Here is a 21,315-nt window from a genome sequence, read left to right on the forward strand (position 1 = left end):
AGAGTAATCCCGCGATAGCAGGATTTGTCTCGTCCGGCCCCGACGACCCGAAAGTTCATCGGAACGAACCATGGCACCCACATGAGAGACCCCGCCGGCCACCCGGCTGCGCTACGCGTGGCCGTGGCCGAGGACGGCGCGCTGTTCCGTGAGGGCCTGGTGCTGCTGCTGGAAGCCACCGGCCACACCGTGGTCGGCGCGGTGGACGGAGGTGACAAGCTGATGGCCCTGCTGGAACACACCCCGGTGGACGTGGCGGTGCTGGACATCCGGATGCCCCCGGAGCCGGACGGCGGCCTGACCACCGCCCGCCGGCTGCGCCAGCGCCACCCGCACACCGGCCTGCTGCTGCTGTCGCACTACGCCGAGGCGCACTACCTGATGGAGATCCTGAAGATCGGCACCGAGGCGATCGGCTACCGGCTGAAGGACCGGATCTCCAGCGCGGTCGCCCTGCGCGACACCGTCACCCGGGTCAGCACCGGGGAGATCGTGATCGAGCCGGTGGTGGCCGGGCAGCTGGTCGGTCAGCCGGCCGGGCGGCCGGACGAGCTGGGCTCGCTGACCGAGCGGGAGACCGAGGTGCTGCGGCTGATGGCCGAGGGCCGATCCAACGCCGGGATCGCCCGTGAGCTGTTCCTTTCCGCCAAGGCGGTGGAGAAGAACGTGGCCGCGATCTTCGCCAAGCTGAACCTGCCCACCGACGCCACCTCGCACCACCGGCGGGTGCTGGCGGTCCTCACCTACCTGCGTTCCCGGCGCGAGCAGTGAGCCCGCGATGACGCTGGTGATGAGCGGGACCGGGGGCCGTGACGCCCTGCTGGCCGAGGTCGCGGCGATCCGCCCGGGCCCGGGCGGCGTGCACCTCACCGCACTGTGCCGGCGCCTGCGCACGGTGCTGCGGGCCGACCGGGTCTGGCTGCGGCTGACCGACGGCAGCGAGTACGTCTGGCCCGATGCCCCGAACCCGGTCCGCGGCCGCCGGTTGCGGTGGCTGCGGCTGATCGCCGGTTCCGAGGTGGTCGGGGCGATCGGGCTGGAACAGGGCCTGCTGCCGCTCAGCCGGCGCCGCGAGCGGCTGCTCAGCGATGCGGTGGACCTGCTCGGCCCGGTACTGCACGGCGTGCAGACCCAGAACGAGCTGGACCGTTCGCTGGAGTCGGCGCGCGGGCACGCCGAGCGGGTGGCCTCGCTGCGCCGCCGGGCCTTCGGCGAGCGCGACGCCGAGCGCCAGGAGATCGAGCGGGACATCCACGACGGCGCCCAGCACCACCTGGTCTCGCTCGGGATCACCCTCGGCCTGCTCGAGGTGCACGCCCAGAACCCCGACCCGGCCCCGCTGACCAACTCGCTCGGGCGGCTGCGGGAGGGCCTGGACCTGACCGAGCGATCGCTGCTGGCGATCACCACCGGCGGCAGTGAACTGCTGGCCGAGGAGGGGGTGCTGCCCGCTCTGCTGGCCGAGTTCCGGGATGCCGGGACGCTGGTCACCCTGCGGGTGGAGGACTGGGACAGCAGCCAGCGCTACGAGACGGTGGTCGAGCTGGCGATCTACTTCATCTGCCTGGAGGCGGTGAACAACGCCCGCAAGCACGCCCCCGGCGCCGAGGTGGTGCTCTGGCTGTCCGACCACGCCGGCGGCCTGCGGTTCTCGGTCACCGACGCCGGCCCGGGCATGAGCAGCAGCATCGGCCGGGGGATGTCCGGGCTGATCAACATGCGCCGCCGGATGGTCGCCGCGGGCGGCCGGATCCAGGTTCGCACCGGCCCCGGAGCGGGCACCGCGGTGCACGGTTTCATTCCCTTCTGAGCCGGCTCACAGCTGCGCCTGTACCTCGTTCTCCAGGGCATCCAGTTCTCCCGCCCCGGAACGCAATTCGTCGAGGTCGCGCTCCAGCGCCCCCCGGCGCGGGGCCGGCGGCGGGTTCAGCCGGACCAGGTCGAGCATGGTGGCCAGCGCGGTCCGGGAGCGCAGCAGGTCGGCCCGGGCCACCACCTCGGTGGTCAGCACCTCCGGCAGCTCGGACCAGGGCCGGTCCGGGCCCAGCCGCCCGACGCCGGGCAGCACCAGCTCGAACCGCTGCGCCGGATCGGCCGCCCCGGGCCGCACCAGCACGTCGGGCACCGCATCGGCGATCCCCAGCGACAGGTCACCGTGCGCCACCGTGCTGCGATCGGGCCGGCCCCCGGGCGAGCCCGGCACGAACGGCACCAGCACCAGATTCGGCCGGGTCCGCACCGTCTCGGTGACCCGGTCCAGCCGCCGCCCGCTCTCCGGCGCGGTGAGCACCGCCACGTGCACCGGCTCGTCCAGCCGGCTCAGCAGGCGCCGGGCCCGGGCCGAGCCGGGGGCCTCGGCGTACCGGGCCACCAGGCCGAGCGCCTGCGCCCGGACCCGGGCGTGCAGCCCCGGGACCGCCACCAGCCCGGCTCGCGACACCGGCTCCAGCCGGTCCGGCACCCAGGCCACCACCCGGATCCGGTCCGCCTCGGCGTGCACGTCCACCCAGCCGCCGATCGTGCCCAGACGGTCGCTCTCGACGGTGAGCGCGGCCCGGATCTGCGCCTTACTCAGCGACGTACGCGCCTGCAACGTCACCTGTAAGCCGGCCGCGAGCGTCTCCAATCGACGGTGTTCCAGCACGATCTCCAGATCGGCGCGATCCGGCGCGAGCGCCTGCATGGCCACCGTGCTCAGGTAGTACAGCGAGGCCGCCACCTCGGGGTCGACCCGGCCCGGCACCGAACCGGTGATCCGGAACTGCCCCGGATGCCCCGCCGCCACCTCGGCCAGCGCGGCCCGCAGACCGCGTTGCGAGAGCACCTGGGGGTAGATCCCGCGCACCAGCGCCCGGAAGTCGGTGACCAGCTCGTCGAGCTGACTGCGCAACCGGTCCAGCTCGGCGATCCGCCGGCTCTGGCCGGTGCTCTCGACCAGCCGGTCGATGCCGGTCTGCAGCGGGCTCAGCCGGGTCCGGCTGAAGGTGACCACCTCGGCCGCCACCCGCCGGCGTTCCAGTTCCCGCACCCCGGCCAGCTGCCGGGTGGAGTCGAGCACCTCGCCGGCCAGCTGCATGGTGTAGCTCTGCTGGCGTTCCAGCTCGTCCTGGACCTGGTCCCGGCGCAGCAGAACCATCAGGCAGTTGGCGGTGTCGTTCAGCTCACGCCGGCGACCGCGACTCAGCCGGCGCCGGGTGCTCACCGTGAGTACGCCGTGCACCTGTTCCTCGTGGCGCAGCACGGCCCAGGCCCGGATGTCGGCGCGCTGGCGCAGGTCGGCGAGCTCGAGCCGTTCGTTCGCGTCGAATTCACCGGGCGGCCAGGCCAGCTGGGCCCGCAGCGGCCCGGAGGCACCGGATCCGGCGTAGAACCGCACGGCCTCGGCCCGGGTGATCTCGGCCAGCCGGTGCAGCAGCTGCAGCCGGGCGTCGTCGGAGGGCAGCCGGGGGTTGAGAGCGGCCAGCGCGGCATAGGCCGAACGCGCGGAGAGCACCGGGACCGAGGCCGGTGACTGGGAGGGCTGTCGGTTCGGGGCAGGTTCGGCGATCCGGCCAGACAACGTTGCCCGCTCGGTCAACAGACCCCCGTTCCCAGCCTCGGCCAACTGCTCGATCGTGCTTCAGTGCAGGTGAGACCGCTGACCGGAGCGTCAAAAACCTTAGCCTGAAGAGGCAGGCCCGCGATACCGGTGAACGTCACACCCCTACTGTCCGTGCAATAGATGTGAAGGAGAACGTTGCCGGGGCGATTCCTGAGCTTTTCGATCCGGCAGCGCTCGCGGGAACCACAAGGGCGGCAGAACTGGGGACGTCGGTGCGCCTGAGCAGCTCGGTGGACGTGGGTGGACCGGAGGGTTCGGGCGAGGTGGTCCCCGATCCGGACCCGGCGCCGGTGTCCCGGCGGGCCGCCCGGTTGCTGGCCCAGCTCAAGGCCGACCTGATCACTCCGCAGTCCCCGGCTCAGCAGGGCCCGCAGGTCCAGCAGGCCTCGCAGGCCGAGCCCGACCCGGAACTGCTCGCCTGGCTGCGTACGACCGGTCTGTGCCAGGACGGCACCGAGGCCGAGCTGACGGCTGCCCTCGGCCCCGATCTGTTCGGCGCCCGGATCCCTGAGCCCACCCGCTTCGCCGACGTCGACCAGGCCCGGCTCAAGGCTGAGGAGGTGCTGCCGTTCCTGCGCCGGATCAGCCTGAGCCGAACCACCGGCGCAGGCGCTGCGGTCACCGAGCTCACCGGCGATCTGCCCCCGGAATGGCCCGGAACCGCTGAGCTGAGCGCGATCCCGCACATCGTGCACGCGATCTGGCTGGGCGGCCCGGCCCCGGCGAACGGCTCGCTGCGGGCCAATCTGGCCGCGGCCGCCACCCGCTACGCAAGCCGGCTGACCTTCGTGGTCTGGACCGACGTCCCCCGTTCGCAGATCCGGACCGCGCACGCCGACTGGCTGGAGTGGGCCGAGACCAACGGCGTGCTGCTGGTGAACGTGGACGAGGTGTTCCACGCCGGCGCGCCGATGCTGCTGCACCCGCAGTACCGGGCCGAGCTGGCGAAACGTTTGCCCTGCGGACTGGCCGGGGCTTCGGACCTGCTGCGACTGGAGGTGCTGGCCCGGTTCGGCGGGATCTACCTGGACGGCGACCTGGTGCACGAGCCGGCCGCGCCGGAGGGCCGGAACCTGCCGCCGGGCGCCACGGTTCCGCAGGACCTTTTGGCCGTGCTGCAGGCGGTCGCGGCCGGTCCGCTGGGCCTGAGCGTGCACGTGCCGGGCCTGCGGGTGAACAACGACGCGATCGTGGCCCCGGCCCGGCATCCGGTGCTCAGGTTGTGGCAGGAACTGACCCGGCAGGCCTGTTCCCGCCCGGACGTGGTGCACTTCGACGGCCTGAGCACGATGACCGGCCTTGGCCCAGGTATGCCGAAAAGCGAAGCCTGGCGGCGTTATCCGGAGCCACGCCGGGCAGGCTGGGCGATTGCTCAGGCACTGTGGCGCAGCGGCATCGCCATGGACGACGTGCGGTTGGTCCGGTTCTACGGCGCGATCCGGTCGGTCGAGGAACATTCGTGGATCAGCACCGACGCGGCCCCTGCCCCCGCGCCGGCGGTGGCCCGCGATCTGGTGACCGCGACGCTGCGCCGGATGATCGCCCGGGGCGGTGATCTGCAGTTGACCGCGATCGCTCCGGTGGTGCAGGCCCAGCCGGATCCGGAGGCGCTGTGGATCGCGCTGCTCAGCCTGGTCGCCGAAATCGCCGGTTCGCAGGGAGTACCGGAGATCAGCTCGGTGACGGCGGTGCGGGCCGACGAGGACGGCCGGATCGTCCGGGTGCAGTTGCCCGCGGCAGCCGAGGCCCTGATCCCGCGCGAACGGTCCACGGACACCTGGCTGGGCCGCGCCGTCTCGGTGAATGATCAGCCGGTCTGGTTGCTCGGTGAGCTGGTCTGCCCGGTCGGCGTCGCCGCTGCGGCGCAGGCGGTTCAGATCGACTCGGAGCGCTCCGCCGAGCCGATCGTCGATGCCCTGCTGAGACAGGTCCGGCGTACCCGCCGTACTCCCGGGCCGCAGCCAGATCTCGGCATCGCTGAGATCGAAGGCCGTTCTGGGAAAGCGACTCTCGCCTGGCTGCGGAGCAAGCTGAACCTGCCGGTGGGCGAACCGGAACATGAGGAACGGGTCCTGGCCCACCTTGGTCCCGACCTGTTCGGCTTTCGTCGCCTGAGCCCCCAGCCCGCCTTTCTGGCCGAAGTGGACGTGGCCCGGATCCCGGCCAACCGGGTGGCCGGCTTCCTCTCTGCGATCAGCCTGACCCGGGTGAACGGTCGTTTCACCGCCCCCGAGCCGGGCGATCTGGCCTTGGACAAGCTGCCGCGAGGCCGGGTCAGCCGGGTGCGGCCCGGCGCCGACTGGGGAGTGCCCGGCGCGCCCCGCCTGCCCGGCGCAGCGGCCGTGCCGCACCTGGTGCACGGCATCTGGCTGGGCGGCCCGGCACCCGAGAACGGCGATCTGCGGTCAAATTTCGGGGCCGCGGCCGAGCACTACGCGGGCAAGGTCCGGTTCGCGGTGTGGACGGATCTGACCAGGGCCGAGGTCGCCCGGGCGATGACCACGACCCAACCGGCCGGTCGCGCGGCCGTCATCGTCTCGATGCTCGACTGGGCCCGGCAGCGCGACATCGCCGTGGTCTCGGTGAACGAGGTGTTCCACGCGGCCGCGCCGATGCGGCTGTGGGCCCAGTACGTCACCGACCTGGTGAAGCTGCTGCCGCGCGGCTACTCGGGGGCCAGCGACCGGCTGCGGCTGGAGATCATGACTCGTTTCGGCGGCGCCTACGTGGACGGCGACGACCTGTTCCTGCTGCCCGGCGACCGGCGTGAGCCGCACGAGCTCGAGGCCGTGCAGGACCTGCCCGGGGTGTTCCGGGCGGTAGCCCGCTCGGTGCCGGCCTTCACCCCGCACATGACCCCTCCGGCCCGGGTCAACTGCGACGTGATCGTGGCCCCGGCCCGGCACCCGGCCCTGCTGCTGTGGCGGGAGCTGGACCGCAGGGCCTGCTCGCTCAGCCAGTCGGGCCTGTTCGGCGCGGGCGACCTGGGCCTGCGCCGGGCCAACGCCTCCGACTACCGGCTCTGGCACCGCTACACCGTGGCCAAGCGCGCCGGTCACGTGCACTGCGAGATGATGGCCCGGCTCGGCTTCAGCCACTCCGAGCCCAGTTTCGTGCGGGTGATGGGCGCGATCCGGGAGCAGAGCGCGCGTACCTGGGCCGCCCCCAAGCCGGGGGTGCTCGCGCCGGAGGCCGAGACCGCCGTGCGCACCGCCAAGATCATCAGCTCGCTGCTGCGCCGGCTGATCGCCCGGCCCGGCAACCTGCAGCTGAGCGCGGTCGCCCCGGTGGTCCAGCAGATGCCCGACCCGGACGCGGTCTGGATCGCTGTGCTGCGGTTCTTCGCGGTGCTGGGCGAGCGGGGTTTCGGGCCGAAGGTCACCTCGGTCACCCGATTCCGCTGGCGTGACGACGGTGTGCCGGACTATCTGGGCCTGCCCGCCGAGGCCGAGGCGATGCTGCAGCCGGACCCTCAGGGGCAGGAGTGGTTCGCCCGGGAGAAGACCATCACCGGCGTGGCCTGGGTCCTCGACGAGGCGGTGGTGCCGGTGCGCCTGCTCACCCCGGCCCAGGTCCGCGAGCAGTCCGAGACGTTGCGGGTCGCGGCCAACGACGCCCTGGTCACGGTGGCCGGCTGGTTGCCGGAAGGGTTCATCGGGGTGGACCTGACCGGGCAGCTCGGGACCGCCTGGGCCCGCAACCGCCGGGTCACTCCCGAGGCACTGGCCCTGCGGCTGTCCGGGTCCGGACGGCAGGGCGGCCCGGTGCTGCTGCGGATGAGCGGCGGCCCAGAACACGGCCGCACCTGGTTCGCGGCCCGGCTGGGCGAACTGCTCGAGCGGCCGGTGCTGCTGGCCGACGGGGGCCCGGCGGTCATGGTCCAGGACCAGGCCGTGAGCTCGGCCGAGCACCTGCGGGCGCTGGCCGATGTGGCCGCCCGCGCCCGGCGCCGAGAAGCCGCAAGGCTGCTGGCCGAGCTGGACGCCGAAGATCTCGCCGACCGAAAGCCCGCCGCGTCGAAGCCCGCCGGGGAGACGCTGCGCTGGCTGCGCCGGCACACGTCCGACCAGCTTTACACCGAGGCCCAGGAAACCAGTCTGGCCGAGCACATGGGCCCGGACCCGTACCGGCGCCGGGCCCTGCCGCCGCGTCCGGCCTGGATGACGGTCGACCCGTCCACCATGCCGGTCGAGGCGCTGGCCCCGTTCCTGCGCTGGCTGGACCTGGCTCACCCGGCCAAGCCCTGCGCGCCCGATCCGGGCGAACTCGGGGTCCGGCTGATGCTGGGCGAGAGCGGAGCGGTCAGCACCGTGGCCCGGGACGCGAAGGCCCGGGCCTGGGGGCAGCCGAAGGGCACGCCCAAGCTGCCGGCCGCGGGCACGGTGCCGCACCTGGTGCACGGCATCTGGCTGGGCGGTGCGCTGCCGGCCGAGACCGGCAGCTTCCGGGCCAACTTCGGCGCGGCGGCCAAGAACTACGCCGGGAAAGCCGATTTCGTGCTCTGGACCGATCTGAGCCGGTCCGAGGTACTGGCCGCACAGACCGGTGACGCAGCCCGGGCCGGGCAGATCCGGCCGATGCTGGAGTGGGCCCGCGAGCACGGTGTGCTGGTCGTACCGATCGACGAGGTGTTCCACGACCAGGCCGAACTGGTTCTGGGCGAACAGATCCAGGCCGAGCGGGCCAAGCGCACGCCCCGGGGCTACGCGGCCGCCAGCGACCACCTGAGGATCGAGATCGTCCGGCGGTTCGGTGGACTGTACGCGGACGGTGACAACCTGGTCGGCGACGACGCCCTGCCGCAGGTCTTCGAGGACGTCCTGGCCTCGGTCCCGGGCTTCACGCTGGCGGTGCTGGACGCCCGGCAGGGCGTGAACAACGACGTGATCGTCGCCCCGGCCGGGCACCCGGCGCTGCGGCTGTGGCTGGAGATCGCCCGGCTCAGCTACCACCGCGACCAGCCCGCTCTGTACGGCGGAACAGCCTGGATGACCGGGCGTTTCGTGGGCACGCCGGACGCCCTGATGCGGTACTCGCTGGTGCGCCGCTCCGGCCGGATGCACCACTACCTGCTGCAGCGGCTGGGTCTGGCCCCGCGCAGCGAGCTGCTGGTCCGGGTGACCGCGAAGATCCACCACGCCAGCGAACTCAGCTGGGCGGCCGACCCGGTCCGGACCCCGCAACCGTCCGATCCCGCCGCCCTGATCGACGTGATCACCGTGCTGTCAAGGCAACTGGTGAACCGGTCGGGCAATCTGTACCTGTGCGAGGTGGCCCCGGTCATCGCCACCCAGCCCGACCCGGACGCCGCCTGGATCGCCGTCCTGACCAAGCTCGCCCAGTTGCGCGCCGCCAACCGGATCCCGCTGGTCACCTCGATCACCGACAACCGCTGGAACGACGCGGGCGAGATCGAGATCGTGGACCTGCCGCCCGAGGCCGAGGCGCTGCTGGTGCGTTACCCCCGGCCGCAGGGCTGGCTCGGGGCCGGGCTGAACGCCCCCGGCCAGCCGGTCTGGCTGGCGGACGAGTCGGTCGAGCCGGTCCGGTTGCGCCCGCACTCGGGGAAGATCGAGCGCTACCGGCCGATCCCGGTCAGCCGCCGGGGCAGGGTGATCGGCCTGCGTTACGACGACGGCCTCGGCCGGGAACTCACCGAGGCCGTGCCGCCGGAGGCGACGCTGGTCTGGGCCCGGCGCTGGTGTGCTCAGCCCTGGAGCGGGGCCGGCCGGATCCGGGTGCACGAGCTGGCCGCCGACCTGATCGAGGCCGGTCTGCACGAGCGGCCGGTGATGATCGTGACCCGGCCGGGGGAGCGCACCTCCGGTGGAGCCGCCGAGGCCGGTCTGGCCGGATTCGCCGCCCAGCTCAGCGCCCTGCTGGGGCAACTGGTCACGGTGGTGGACGGCGCTGTCTCGCCCACCTCAGCCCGGCAGCGTGAACCAGAACGTCGCGCCCTGGCCCGGACTCGACTCCGCCCAGATCCGCCCGCCGTGTCGCTCCACGATCCGGTGCACGGTGGCCAGGCCGATGCCGGTACCGGGGAACTCGCTCTGCTTGTGCAGCCGCTGGAACGGTGAGAACAGCCGCTGGGCCTGGCTCATGTCGAACCCGCTGCCGTTGTCCCGGACGAAGAACGCGCCGTCCGGCCCGCGTCCTACTTCGACCCGGGCGGCCTCGGCCTGACCGCTGAACTTCCAGGCGTTGCCGAGCAGATTCTCCATCACGTTGCGCAGCAGCCGGGAGTCGGCCGAGACCAGCAGGTCGGCGGCGATCACCGTCTCGACCGTGCGCTCCTGGGCGCCCACCGCCAGGTCGGCCAGGATTTCGGCGGCCATCGCGCCCAGGTCCACCGAGCGGCGGGACAGGTCGGCCCGGCCCACCCGGGACAGCTCGATCAGGTCGTCGATCATCTCGTTCATCCGCTTGACCGAGGCCTTGATCCGGGCGGCGTAGTGCTGCCCGGAGGAGTCCAGGTGCTCCTCGACCGTCTCGATCAGCATCGCGGTGAACCCGTCGATCGCCCGCAGCGGACTGCGCAGGTCGTGCGAGACCGAGTAGCTGAACGCCTCCAGCTCCTGGTTCTTGCGCTCCAGCTCCTCCACCATGGCGGCCTTGGTCAGCGCGATCTCGGCGTCGGCGCGGGCCTGGGCGGCCTCGATCTCCTTGCGCAGCAGGCTCTCCCGGATCATCCGGTGCTCGTCGGCGACCTGCTTGCGCTGCAGCTGGGCGCGGATCCGGGCGAGCAGCACCCGCGGATCGGTCGAGGCCTGCACGTAGTCGTCGGCCCCGGCCCCCAGCGCGTCGATCATGCTCTGGCGCCGGTCGTCGTCGCCGATCACGATCAGCGGCACGTCGCGCACCCCGGGCGCCGACTTCACCTTCTGGCAGACCTCCAGCCCGCCGGTACCCTCGATCAGGATGCAGTCGCACCGCTGAAAGGCCAGCAGCTCCAGGGCTTCCTCACCGGAGCGGGCCGGCACCACGTCGAAACCCTCGGCCCGCAGGTGCTCGGCGTGCTCGGACAGCACCGAGCCCCCGATCGCCACCACCTTCTTGAGCCGCTGCAGACTGGCGGTGTCCACCACCGGCCCGGGCGCCGAGGCCCCGCGCAGCGCCGCCGACAGCTTGGCCAGCACCACGTCCGCGTCCGTCCCGGCCTGCACGAAGGCATCGGCCCCGGCATCCAGCGCGGTCAGCTCGGCCCCGGCGTCGTCGGAGGCGGCCAGCAGCAGACAGGGAATCCCGCGCAGAGCCGAGTCCAGCCGGATCCGGCGGATCACGGTGGCCCCGTCGAGGTCCGGCAGGGCCGCGTCCACCAGCACCGCATCGGGGCGCCGGGCCGCCGCCGAGCGCAGCCCGGCGGTACCGGAGTCGGCCTGCACCACCTCGTAGCCGTTGTCCTGCAGCAGGGCCGCGAACCGGGCCAGCACCTCGGTGTCGTCGTCGATCACCAGCACCCGCAGCGGATGCTCGGTGTCGGGCTGGTCACGGGCGATCAGTTCCTGGGCCCGGGCCACCAGGTAGCCCGAGTCGTAGGGCTTGCCCAGGTACTCGTCGGCCCCGGTGCTGAGCCCGCGGATCCGGTCCTTCACCTCGGCCTCGGAACTGAGCATCAGCACCGGCAGCGCCTCGGTGGCCGGGTCGGTGCGCAGTTCCCGCAGCACGTCCACCCCGTTGCCGTCGGGCAGGTTCACGTCCAGCACCACGCAGTCCACCGTCTCGGCGGCCAGCTGCTCCCAGGCCGCGGCGACCGTGGCACACAGCACGGTGCGCCACCCGGCCTCCTCGAAGGCCCGGTTCAGGTCCATCCGGACGGTCAGGCTGTCGTCCAGAATCAGTACGGTGCCGATGCTTTCCGGCTGATGGTTGCTCATCGCTGCCTCACCCGCCCGGTCAGGTCCGAGGGCACGATCAGCCGGCCGAGCACCGGCCCGATCTTCTCGATCGGCAGGACGTGCTGGGCGGCCCCCAGCCGGACCGCCTCACCCGGCATGCCGAACACCGCCGAGGTGGCCTCGTCCTGCGCGATGGTCAGTCCTCCGCTCTTGTCGATCTCCAGCAGCCCGAGGGCTCCGTCCTTGCCCATCCCGGTCAGCAGGCAGGCCGCCACCCGGGGCCCGTGCGAGGCGGCCAGCGACTCGAACAGGATGTCCACACTGGGCCGGCAGGAATGTCTTTCCGGTTCGTCGGTGAGCATCAGCGTGTTCCCCCGAAGTCGCAGATGCCGGCCCGGGGGAGCCATCACCACCTCACCCGGGCGGACCAGGCTGAGCGGTTCACCGCTGGTCGCCAGCCGCACCCGGCGGTCGGTGGCCTCGCCCAGCCAGGAGGCGAACGCGTTGCCGAACGACTCGTGCACGTGCAGCACCAGCAGGATCGGCAGGGCGAAAGTCACCGGCAGAGAACGAAGGACGCTGGCCACGGCGGTCGGCCCGCCGGTGGAGGCCCCGATCGCCACCACCGAATAGGGATGCTGGGGATCGGGTTTCGGAGTACTGGCCTGGGGAACCCGGGCAGCGGGGACCGGAGCGTGATGACCGATCCGGCGGATCACCCGGATCTTGGCCACCAGCCGGCAGGTGCGCAGGAAGTCGCGGTCCCAGGCGTCGTTGCCGCCGGTGGCGTTCTGCCCCAGCGGTTTGTCCAGCACGTCCACCGCCCCGGCGTCCAGGGCGGCGATGGTGTCGATGAACCCGGCCCGGTTGTCGGCGCTGGAGATCACCAGGATCGGCGTGGGGCAGTGCTGCATCAGGTGCTCGGTGGCGGCCAGGCCGGACAGGCCCGGCAGCATCATGTCCATCGTGACCAGATCGGGCCGCAGCCGCTGGCACTCCTGGATCGCGGTGTCCCCGTCCCCGGCCTCGCCGACCACCTCGAACGCCGGATCGCTGCGCAGCGTGGCCACGATCCGGGCCCTGACGGTGCGCGAGTCCTCGACCACGAGCACCCGGATCCGCCTGCCGTCCCCGCCCATCAGGCTCCTTCCCGAACCAGCGTGGCCACCGCGTCGAGCAGGGTGCTCTGATGGAACTCGCCCTTGTCGATGTGCGCCCGGGCACCGGCCGCCCGGCCCCGCTCCCGGTCGTCCGGCCCGGCCTTGGTGGTGACCAGAATGCAGGGCATGTGCTGCAGTTCGGGCCGGCTGCGGGTCTGCCGGATGAAGGCGAACCCGTCCATCCCCGGCATCTCCACGTCCACGACGGCTACCGCGTAACGGGTTCGGGTGGCCATCGCCAGCCCTTCCTCGGCCGAGCCGGCCTCGTCCACCCGGTAGCCCGCGGCCTGCAGAATGCTGCGCTCCAGCATCCGGGTGGTCAGCGAGTCGTCGACGATCAGGATCGGGATCGGTCCGTCCCCGGAAACGACAGACGTTGTAGCCGGCGGCAGGGGGACCGGCGCGGTGGTGCGGGGGAGCCTTCGGGTGGTGGCCGCCACCGCCACCTCGGCCGGGTCCAGCACCGGCCGGGGTCGGCCGTCGATGTCGATCCAGATCCCGCACACCAGAGGGGGAACCGGCGCCAGCGGTGGCAGCGCCCGGACGGCCACCTCGGCCGTCCCGATCAGCCGCCGCACCCCGACCGCGACCAGACCCTTGCCGCCCTCCAGGAGCAGCACCGTCCGTCCGGATTCCTCGTCCGCAGCCGGTTCACCGGGCAGATCGAGGACGTCCGCCAGCGGCTGATAGGGAATCCGGCGGCCGTCGAAGCGCACCGCCATGGCTCCGGAGAAGTCCTCCGGGGAGATCCGGCGGGCCTGTCGCACCGAGCGCAGCGGCACGGCCGTCACGTCGGCGCCGTCGGTGGCCCGCACCAGCACCACCTCCTGAGCCGTCATCGAGGCCGGGGTGGTCAGATCGATCGTGGTGCCCGCGCCCGGGCTGGTGGCGATGTCGATCCGGCCGCCGATGCGCCGCACCACGTCCTGCACCACGTCCAGACCGATTCCGTGCCCGGAGATCTCGCTCACCGTGGCGGCCGTGCTGATCCCGCTGCCCATCAGCAGCTGCAGGGTCTGGGCGTCGTCGAGGTCCTCGCTCGGCGCCCGGCCGGACTGCACCAGCTTGCGCCGCACCGCGTCCAGGTCGATCCCGCTGCCGTCGTCTGTGCAGCGGAAGCGAACCCCGCCCGCACCGTGACTGATCTCCACCCGGACCAGCCCGCTCTCGTCCTTGCCGCGGGCCCGGCGTTCCTGCGGGGGCTCGATGCCGTGGGCCACCGCGTTACGCACGATCTGCCGCAGTGCGGTCTGGGCCGATGCGAGGATGGTTGCATCCAGGGCAATCTGAGCGCCGCGAACCTCCAGCCGGGCCCGCTTGCCCTGCGCGGCGTTCACGTCCCGCACCCCGCGTTCCAGGTCGGGCACGATCGTCTCGACCGGGATCAGCCGCAGCCGCTCGGCCGTGGTGTACACCTCGCGCAACTCCCGTTCGATCCGGTCCGCGCTGCCCTCCAGCGTCCGGGCCAGCGCAGCCAGTTCCTCGATCTGCAGCTCGTTCAGGCGGCCGGCCTCCTCCATCGCGGCCCGCAGCCGGCGGGCCCGCGAGGCGCCTTCGCGCACCGAGCTGAGCTGGGTACGGGTCTGGGTCACTCCGTCGATCAGGCTGTCGATCTCCAGCAGGGAGGCCCGGGCGGTCTGGACGGTGTTCGAGGCATCCTCGCTCCGGCTGGTCTCGACCGCCGCGGCGGCCGCCGGTTCGTCGGCGGAAAGAACCGGTGCTACACCACTTTCAGTCGAGTTGCGGGGCTGCGGGATGGTGGCGGTCGGCTCGGTCTCCGGCGCCCCCATCGTGTCCAGATCGGCACTCAGCCGGTCCACCAGCAGCTGCATCCGGTCCAGCTCGTCCGCCGGGATCGGCTGCTCGGCGGCACGGTAGGGCCCGAGCATCTCCTCCAGTTCGTGCACCTGGTCGGCCATCTCGGTCTGCGCCACCACCCGCGCCGCCCCCTTCAGGGTGTGCGCGTGCCGCAGCGCGATCCCGGCCGGGCCGGTCGCCGGCCCACCCCGGGCCAGCTCGGAGAGCGCCCCGCTGAGCTCGTCGATCAGCTCCCGGGCCTCGATCCGGAAATACTGGAGGAGATCGTCCATGGGTCACTCGCCCGGATTCGGGCCCGAAGAACCGGACGAACCCGATGAACCTGACGAGCCGGAGGCCGGGGAGCCGGCGTGGGCGAAACGCTCCGGGTGTGGCGCCGCGTCGAAGTCGTCCCGTTCGATCAGCCTGCGCAGCCGGGCCGACAGCTCGGCCAGCTGCGAGGCCGTGGTCAGCGTCTGGGCCGAGCCGGCCTCGCTCTCCTTGGTGGTCTGGGTGACGTTGCCGACCGCGAAGTTCACCTGCTCGACCGCGGTGCTCTGCTGCTTGGTGCTCAGCTCGATCTCCCGGGCCGCCTCGGTGGTGGTCTGCATCAGCTCCACGATCTGCTCGAACTGCGCGGCCACGGTCTCGAACTGGGCGGTCCCGGCGTCCACCGACTTGGCCCCGATCTCGGTGGCCATCACCGTGGTGTGCACCGCCCCGCGCACCACCTCGATCAGCGTGCGGATCTCCTTGGTCGACTCCGCCACCCGGTCGGCCAGCTTGCGGATCTCGTCCGCGACCACCCCGAAGCGCCGGCCCGACTCGCCCGCCCCGGCCGCCTCGATCGTCGAGTTGATCGCCAGGATGTTGGTCTGCTCGGCCAGTTCCGAGACGATGTCCAGCACCGCGCCGATCTGCTGGGACTTCTCACCCAGCTCGATCATGTGGTCGACGATCACCTGCACCTGGTGGCGGATCTCGGCCATCGACTGCTGCGCGGTGGCCAGCGTGCTGCGCCCGGAGCCGCCGGCCTGCGCGGTCTGCTCGGCCACGTCGGAGACCCGCTGCGCGCTCTCGGTGATCTGCCGGGAGGTGGCCAGCAGCTCGTTGATCGTCGTGGAGATCTCGCTCATCGCGGTGGCCTGCTCCATCGCCCCGACCGCCTGCTGGTTGGCGGTGGTCTGCAGCTCGGCCGAGGAGGTCTGGACCTGGCCCACCGCACCGCCGATCCGGGTGCGCAGCCGCCGGGTGATCACCGCCCCGATCACCGCGGTGGCCACCACCGAGCCGCCGACCACGGCCAGGATCAGGATCTGGTCGCGCCGCTGGGCCGCCTCGGCCGCCGCGATCCCGTCCTGGGCCAGCTGGTGCTCGTAGCCGGCGAACCTGGTGAGCAGGTCCTCCAGGCGCACCCGGATCGGGCTCACCTTCTCGAAGTCCTCGGCCGAGTCCTGCGCGGTGCCTTCCTGGCGCTTCTGGATCAGATCGGTGTTGGCGGCGCGGGCCTCGTCCTCGGCCTCCTTGATCTGGCTGACCAGGTTGCGGCCGTCGTCGGTGTGCACCCCGGCCTCGGCGTCCTCGATCAGGTTCTCGAAGACCTCGGTGCTCCGGTCCGCGCGTGCGCTGAATTCCGGGTCCCCGGTCAGCAGGAAGGCCCGCACGTCGGCGGCCCGGTTGGCCCGCGCGGTGAGCATCTTCTGGGCGATCAGCTCCAGCGCGGCGTCCTGCTCGATCACCTGGTCCTTGGCCCGCACCACCTCTTTCAGGCCGTAGAACGCCACCGCGCCGCCGATCAGGTTCAGCAGCAGCACCAGCGCGAACCCGAGTGCCAGGGTGCGCCCGAAGGTCCAGTTGGATCGCATCGTCAGTTCTCCGTCTTCGCACAGATCTCGCGGATGGTGCCCACCAGGTCGGCCAGGGGCAGGGTGCGCCCGGTACCGATCGAGGCGGTCTCGGTCCGGCGGAAGCCGGTGAAGTCGCGGAAGGTCAGGGCCACCCCGGGCTCCGCCGCGGGCACCAGCAGCCAGCGCGGTTCCTGGGCCGGCAGGCCGAGCAGCGAGGCCAGGTCCCAGACCGCGGCCACCGACCCCCGGCTGCTGAAGATCCCGATCATCGCCGGGTGCCGGCTGGGCACCGCGGTGATCGACGGGCCGGAGGTCACCGCGGCCACCTCGCTGAGCAGGACCGCCCGTTCCTCACCGCCCACCGTCAGCAGCAGCACGTCATCGAGCGCGGTCTCGTCACCGCCCGGCAGCTCGGCGAAGGCGGCGTCGAACTCGGCCCGCATCGCCGCGGCCCGGGTCCCGAGCTCGTCCAGGGCGGCCAGCGTGCCCAGCGGGCTCATGAGCGGCCTCCGTGCGCGATCGTCCGGCACACCGACAGCAGCGCCTCCCGGTCGAAGCCGCCGCCGAAAAGCATCACCCGGCGCTCACTCTCCAGGATCAGCAGGTCGGCGGCCCGGTCGTAGGAACGGTTCGAGCCGCTCAGGTCGCCGTGCAGCCGGTTGAGCCGGCCGATGTTGAGATGCCCCAGGGCGAAGGCCGGATCGGCGTTCACCGCGGCCTTCCAGTGCAGCAGCGCACCGCGGTCGTCCGCGGTGCTCTCGCGGCAGGTGGCCAGCACCGCATGGGCATCGGCGGCCACGTCCCCGCCCCGTCCCAGCAGCCGGTGGGCGTCCCGGCTGGCGCCACTGAGGTCCCCGGAATGGGTCAGCAGCATGGCCCGGACCAGCATCACCTCGGTCTCCCAGGGGGTGCGCGGGGGCGAGGAGGGCGTCTCGATCAGCTCGATCGCGCCGAGCGCGGCCTCGAAGCGCTCGGCCCGGACCAGATCCAGTACCTGGCCGAAGGATTCGCGTTCCTGCGGCGAAGGGCCCCGCTGGGCGGGCAGGCTCTTGGGCACCACCCGGGGCGTGGCCGCCGGATCCAGCAGCCGGTAGTAGAAGACCCCCTCGGCCTCGCACAGCCCGAAGTCGTCGGACACCCCGCGCAGCGTCTCGGCCGAGCCCAGGAACAGGTAGCCGCCCGGCAGCAGCGCGCTCTGCAGTCGCCGCACGGCCTCGGCCATCTTCTCGGGAGCGAAGTACATCAGCACGTTGCGGCAGAAGATCACGTCGAAACTCGGCCGCCAGAAAGCATGATCGGTCCCGGCCAGGTTCTGCCGCCGGAACTCCACCGCGTCCCGCAGGCCCTGGTTCACCAGGTAGTGCCCGCCGTCCTGGGTGAACCAGCGGCGCTGGGTCGGCGCCGGCACCGCCCGCATCGACCACGAGGTGTACTGCCCGGTCCGGGCTTTGGCCAGAGCCAGCGGATTCACGTCCAGGCCGGTGATCTTCGCCCCCGGGTGCCCGGCCTCGGACAGGGTGATCGCCAGCGAGTAGGCCTCTTCACCGCTCGCGCATCCGGCCGACAGCACCTGCAGCGGCAGGTTGGCGGGCCGGTCGCTGCGGGCCAGCCGTTCCGGCAGCACGGTCCTGGCCAGCGCGGCGAACTGCTCGGGCTGGCGCAGGAAGTAGGTCTCACCCACGGTCAGCGAACCGGCCAGCGCGCTCAGCTCGTCGCCCGACTTCTCCACGTACGGCAGGTAGTCCGCCGGATCAGGGGTGTGCCGGGCCAGCATCCGCTGGTGCAGTACCTGCGAGAGCCGGCCCCGGTCGCCCGGCCCGAAGGTCAGGCCGAGCCGGCGCTCGACGAGCCCGGCGAACTCCTCGATCTCGTCGTCCGGTTCGGTCCCGACGCTCCCGGCGGCACTGGTGGACCCGGCGGCACTGGTGGACCCGGCTCGGGCCTGGTGATCGGTCAGGATGACGACACCTCCGCCAGCCGGGCCCAGAGCTCGTCCGGCACCAGGTGCGAGGCCTGCAGCGCGAGCAGCAGCTGCTGGTCGCGGGTGGAGATCGCGGAGAACAGCTGCGGGCCCAGCCCGTCCAGCAGCGGCGGCATCTCGGCCAGGTCGGCGGTGGCCAGCGTGCGGATCCCCACCACCCGTTGCACCGCCAGCGCCACCTGGCGGTCGGCTCCGGCATCGAGGGTGATCCAGCGGCTCGCGAGCACCCGCTGGTCACCGGTCAGCGCCCCGGAGTCCACCACCGGCACCGACCGGCCGCGGATCCGGGCCACCCCCAGCACGAACGAGGGCATTCCCGGCACCGGGTGCGCGGTCAGCGGGCGCATGGTCTCGCGCACCGTGGTCAGCGGAACCGCGAAGGTCCGGCCGCCGGTCCCGCAGACGAGCAGGGCGACGCTGGATCCGCTGTGCTCGGCCCCCGTGTTCACCCGCCCAATGTCGGCCGATCTTGGACCGGCCTTGACCCGGTGCCCAAAACGTCAGCGGGTGAAATCCAGTCCTTCGCCGTCTACCGGGGTCATCCGCATCAGCAGTGCATCCAGCCCGTACGACGAATACGTGCGCCAAGGCCAGCGCCGCCCCTGAGTCGGGATCAGGTGCCCGGCCCGGTTGATGTACCCCGACGTCAGCGTCATCAGGGGAGTCCGGTGCGCAGTGGGCGGTGGTTTCGCCACCGCGGCCCGGTACCCGTGCGCCTGCATATGCCGAAGCACCCGCACCACGAACCGGGCGGACAGTTCGGTCTTGAGCGTCCAGGAGGCGTTGTCGTACCCGATCGAAAACGCCAGATTAGGGACGTCCGTGAGCAGCGTTCCTTTGTATGCCACCTTCTCGGCGGGGTCGACGGGAGAACCGTCCAGGTCCAGGGCGATGCCGCCCAGCAGCTTGACCCGCAACCCGGTTGCCGCCACCACCAGAGAGGCGGGCAACACGCGTCCATTGGTCAGCTCTATGCCGTTCTCGGTAAAGCTCGCGATCTCCCCGGTGACGATCTCCGCGTCCCCTGCGGATATCGCGGTGAACAGGTCAGCGTTCGGCACTACGCACAGCCGCTGGTCCCAGGGGTTGTAGCGAGGTGTGAAGTGCTGCATCGGGTAGCCCTCAGGGAGCAGAGGACGCACCTGGTCGCGTAGCCAGCGTGAGGTCAGGGAAGGCGCGAGCCGGCACAGATGCCAGAACGCCGACACGGTCGCCACCGCGCGCCGACGTCTGCGCCGGGCCGTCTTGGCCGGGACAAAAGAGGCACGGGACGAGTGACGCTGGGGTAGAGAGATCACGTAGCTGGGGGAGCGCTGCAGCATGGTCAGGCTGCGAGCCGCCGGGGCCAGCGCCGGTACTAGGGAGACGGCCGTGGCCCCGCTGCCGATCACCACCACGTCCTCGCCGGTCCAGTCCAGGTCGTCCGGCCAGAGCTGGGGGTGCACGATCCGCCCCTGGTACTGCTCCTGCCCGGGGAACTCCGGTAGATAGGGATCGGCGTAGTCGTAGTACCCGGTACTGAGGCACAGGAACCGACACCGCAAGGTGCGCGTGGAGCCGTCCTCCATTTCCGCAAGTACCGACCACAGCGCCCGCGCACTGCACCACGAGGCCGACACCACCCGATGCCGGTACCGGATCTTGGCCGACACCCCGTACTCCTGCGCACTCTGGCGCAGGTAGTGCAGCACCGAGGCACCGTCGGCGATCGAGCGCCGACTCGACCAGGGCCGGAACGAGTAGCTCAGGCTGAACATGTCCGAGTCCGAACGCACGCCCGGATACCGGAACAGGTCCCAGGTGCCCCCGCTGACCGCGCGCGACTCCAGCACCGCGTAGCTCAGTCCGGGCAGCTCCCGCTCCAGGTGGCAGGCCGTGCCGATTCCGGCCAGCCCGGCCCCGACGACCAGGACGTCCCAGTAGCTCTCGGCGGTGGCTGAGGGTGAGGGTTCCGGCACTCAGCCATCATCTCTGCCGACGGCCGATCCGGCGTGCGCACCGGCCCGCAAGATCATCAAAAGCGCTTCACAAGAACGTAACCGGAGAGTTCGAAGGTGCCCCGGATCGGCGGAACGTCCGGTGAAATCCGGTATTCGTTCAGCGCTTGTCGGAATTTTGTACCAAGTCTGTCTCAACACAGGTCCTGCATGTACAACGCACAGAGAAACTGCGTAACCTCTGCTCGCGTGGCACAGCGACGCAAGGTGGTAGCAGCAGTCAACCGGGAGCTCGAACAGCGCTTCGGGTTCCGTTTGGTGCGGATCAAGGACGAGGAAGAGGTACCCCCGCCGCCGGTGGAGGTCGTCGTCGAGGAAGAGGTCAAGCCGCGGATCCCGGTCCGCCGCCCGTCCGACCCTCGCGACCGCCTGGTGCAGCGCCCGGTCTTCCTGCTCTCCTCGGTCCGTTCCGGCTCCACCCTCTCCCGGGTCATCCTGAACAGCCACTCGCAGATCCACTCGCCGCACGAGATGCACTTCCGCCGCACCCAGGTGATCGCCTACACCACGCCGGTGCAGCAGGCCCTGGAGCACTTCGACCTGAACGAGCGCGACCTCGAGCACCTGCTGTGGGACCGGATGCTGCACCGCGAGCTCACCATGAGCGGCAAGTCGGTGCTGGTCGAGAAGACCCCGAGCAACGTCTTCGTGGCCGACCGGCTGGCCACCGCCTGGCCCAAGGCCAAGTTCATCTACCTGATCCGCCACCCCTGGTCGATCGCCCAGTCCTGGCACGAGGGCGACCCGGAGAACCGGCCGCTGAACAAGGCGATCCGGCACACCCTGAACTACATGGAGTACCTGGAGAAGGCCCGCAACAAGCGGGCCGGCCTGACCATCCGGTACGAGGACCTGACCAGCGAGCCGGTCAAGCAGACCCAGCTGATCTGCGAGTTCCTCGGCCTGGAGTGGGAGCCCGGGATGCTGGAGTACGGCAAGAAGGACCACGGCGACTTCAAGAAGGGCATCGGGGACTGGAAGGAGAAGATCAAGACCGGCACCATCCAGCCCGGTCGTCCGCTCCCGGACATCTCCGACGTCCCGGTCGAGCTGCGCCCGATGGTCGAGCGCTGGGGCTACTGACGCGCTGGGGG

At 71.6% G+C, this 21,315-nt stretch carries 12 protein-coding genes; 4 read left to right on the top strand and 8 right to left on the bottom strand.

The window, feature by feature from the left end; translation table 11 throughout:
- Positions 1 to 81 precede the first annotated feature (81 nt).
- Positions 82 to 771: a response regulator transcription factor gene (locus LR394_RS05380; protein ID WP_231439244.1), complete on the top strand. Its 690-nt coding sequence runs from the start codon at positions 82 to 84 to the stop codon at positions 769 to 771.
- Between the two features lie 7 nt (positions 772 to 778).
- Positions 779 to 1,810, top strand: coding sequence for a sensor histidine kinase (locus LR394_RS05385; protein ID WP_231439245.1), 1,032 nt, complete (start codon positions 779 to 781; stop codon positions 1,808 to 1,810).
- Between the two features lie 6 nt (positions 1,811 to 1,816).
- Here the strand turns inward: LR394_RS05385 and LR394_RS05390 are convergent, their stop codons facing one another.
- Entirely contained in the window at positions 1,817 to 3,577 is a 1,761-nt protein-coding gene (locus tag LR394_RS05390) for a hypothetical protein (RefSeq protein ID WP_231439246.1), read from the bottom strand.
- 146 nt (positions 3,578 to 3,723) lie between these two features.
- On the opposite strand from LR394_RS05390, the gene LR394_RS05395 reads away from it, so the two are divergent.
- Complete coding sequence (locus LR394_RS05395; protein WP_231439247.1) at positions 3,724 to 9,681, top strand: hypothetical protein; 5,958 nt, start codon at positions 3,724 to 3,726, stop codon at positions 9,679 to 9,681.
- Positions 9,682 to 11,474: 1,793 nt separating this feature from the next.
- Here the strand turns inward: LR394_RS05395 and cheB are convergent.
- The 7 genes from cheB to LR394_RS05430 all read right to left on the bottom strand — a co-directional run bounded on the left by cheB (position 11,475) and on the right by LR394_RS05430 (position 20,182).
- A complete protein-coding gene (gene cheB, locus LR394_RS05400; protein WP_231439248.1) occupies positions 11,475 to 12,578 on the bottom strand; it encodes a chemotaxis-specific protein-glutamate methyltransferase CheB in 1,104 nt (367 codons plus the stop codon).
- Positions 12,578 to 14,689, bottom strand: a complete 2,112-nt coding sequence (locus tag LR394_RS05405) for a hybrid sensor histidine kinase/response regulator (RefSeq protein ID WP_231439249.1) — start codon at positions 14,687 to 14,689, stop codon at positions 12,578 to 12,580. The genes cheB and LR394_RS05405 overlap by 1 nt, the downstream gene beginning before the upstream one ends.
- A 3-nt stretch (positions 14,690 to 14,692) precedes the next feature.
- On the bottom strand, positions 14,693 to 16,261 hold the full coding sequence (locus LR394_RS05410; RefSeq protein WP_231439250.1) for a HAMP domain-containing methyl-accepting chemotaxis protein: 1,569 nt from the start codon (positions 16,259 to 16,261) through the stop codon (positions 14,693 to 14,695).
- A 2-nt stretch (positions 16,262 to 16,263) separates the two neighbouring features.
- Positions 16,264 to 16,743, bottom strand: a complete 480-nt coding sequence (locus LR394_RS05415) for a chemotaxis protein CheW (RefSeq protein WP_231439251.1) — start codon at positions 16,741 to 16,743, stop codon at positions 16,264 to 16,266.
- On the bottom strand, positions 16,740 to 18,017 hold the full coding sequence (locus tag LR394_RS05420; RefSeq protein ID WP_231439252.1) for a CheR family methyltransferase: 1,278 nt from the start codon (positions 18,015 to 18,017) through the stop codon (positions 16,740 to 16,742). The genes LR394_RS05415 and LR394_RS05420 overlap by 4 nt, the downstream gene beginning before the upstream one ends.
- A 179-nt stretch (positions 18,018 to 18,196) precedes the next feature.
- Positions 18,197 to 18,673, bottom strand: coding sequence for a chemotaxis protein CheW (locus LR394_RS05425; RefSeq protein WP_231439253.1), 477 nt, complete (start codon positions 18,671 to 18,673; stop codon positions 18,197 to 18,199).
- Positions 18,674 to 18,724: 51 nt separating this feature from the next.
- A complete protein-coding gene (locus tag LR394_RS05430; RefSeq protein ID WP_231439254.1) occupies positions 18,725 to 20,182 on the bottom strand; it encodes a flavin-containing monooxygenase in 1,458 nt (485 codons plus the stop codon).
- Between the two features lie 228 nt (positions 20,183 to 20,410).
- Here LR394_RS05430 and LR394_RS05435 point away from each other — a divergent pair, with 228 nt between their 5' ends.
- On the top strand, positions 20,411 to 21,304 hold the full coding sequence (locus tag LR394_RS05435) for a sulfotransferase family protein (RefSeq protein WP_231439255.1): 894 nt from the start codon (positions 20,411 to 20,413) through the stop codon (positions 21,302 to 21,304).
- Positions 21,305 to 21,315: the final 11 nt, after the last annotated feature.

The sequence above is a fragment of the Kineosporia babensis genome (assembly GCF_021129305.1).
GTDB lineage: Bacteria > Actinomycetota > Actinomycetes > Actinomycetales > Kineosporiaceae > Kineosporia > Kineosporia babensis.

Coding starts and splice junctions, on each gene's coding strand:
- LR394_RS05380 (WP_231439244.1), top strand. CDS start 82: ATGAGAGACCCCGCCGGCCACCCGGCTGCGCTACGCGTGGCCGTGGCC.
- LR394_RS05385 (WP_231439245.1), top strand. CDS start 779: ATGACGCTGGTGATGAGCGGGACCGGGGGCCGTGACGCCCTGCTGGCC.
- cheB (WP_231439248.1), bottom strand. CDS start 12,578: ATGGGCGGGGACGGCAGGCGGATCCGGGTGCTCGTGGTCGAGGACTCG.
- LR394_RS05405 (WP_231439249.1), bottom strand. CDS start 14,689: ATGGACGATCTCCTCCAGTATTTCCGGATCGAGGCCCGGGAGCTGATC.
- LR394_RS05410 (WP_231439250.1), bottom strand. CDS start 16,261: ATGCGATCCAACTGGACCTTCGGGCGCACCCTGGCACTCGGGTTCGCG.
- LR394_RS05415 (WP_231439251.1), bottom strand. CDS start 16,743: ATGAGCCCGCTGGGCACGCTGGCCGCCCTGGACGAGCTCGGGACCCGG.
- LR394_RS05420 (WP_231439252.1), bottom strand. CDS start 18,017: ATGCTGGCCCGGCACACCCCTGATCCGGCGGACTACCTGCCGTACGTG.